Genomic DNA, 529 nt, shown 5'->3' with positions numbered 1-529 from the left:
TGGCGCAGGTCATGCACGCGTGGCCGGCGTGGCTGGTCGGCTCCGATTCCGGCCTGACCGAGCAGCTTCGGAAACGTGGCGTAGATCGAGGACCGGCACAGCCGTGTTCCTCGGATGGAGACCAACAGACTCGCCGACACAGGCTGTGTTAACTGCCGATCGCGCACGCGCCCATAGTCGATCAGCGCGTGCAATGTGGTTTCGTGCAGGGGTACCCGCCGCCCGCCTCGTTTGCCGTCGCGCACCGTCAACAGCCGCGCTTGTTCGTCGATGTCGTCGCGGTCCAAGCCGATCGCTTCCCCGATCCGCAGCCCGGTGACCGCGATCAGTCCAATGAGCGTCTCGTAGGTCGCGGCGCGCAGCGGCGGAGCAAGCAGACGCGCCGCAGCCATCAACGCGGCGATCTCGCCGTCGGAGTACAGGTACGGAGCGACCCGACGGTAGTTGCCGGGCAGCAGGTTCCGCGGAGGCACCTGCGTGGCGGGATCGGTGTGCCGCACATACTCGGCGAAGCCCCGGACCACGCCCA

The 529-nt window shown here is 67.7% G+C and carries 1 protein-coding gene; it reads right to left on the bottom strand.

Annotation, left to right across the window (positions count from 1 at the left end):
* A partial coding sequence (locus tag FPZ47_RS27905; protein ID WP_144957556.1) for a tyrosine-type recombinase/integrase occupies nt 1-529 on the bottom strand: 529 nt, incomplete at both ends.

The sequence above is a fragment of the Mycobacterium helveticum genome, assembly GCF_007714205.1.
In the GTDB taxonomy this organism is placed as follows: domain Bacteria; phylum Actinomycetota; class Actinomycetes; order Mycobacteriales; family Mycobacteriaceae; genus Mycobacterium; species Mycobacterium helveticum.
Note: the sequence above shows the minus strand (reverse complement) of the source record. Positions and strands in the feature narration are given on the sequence as shown.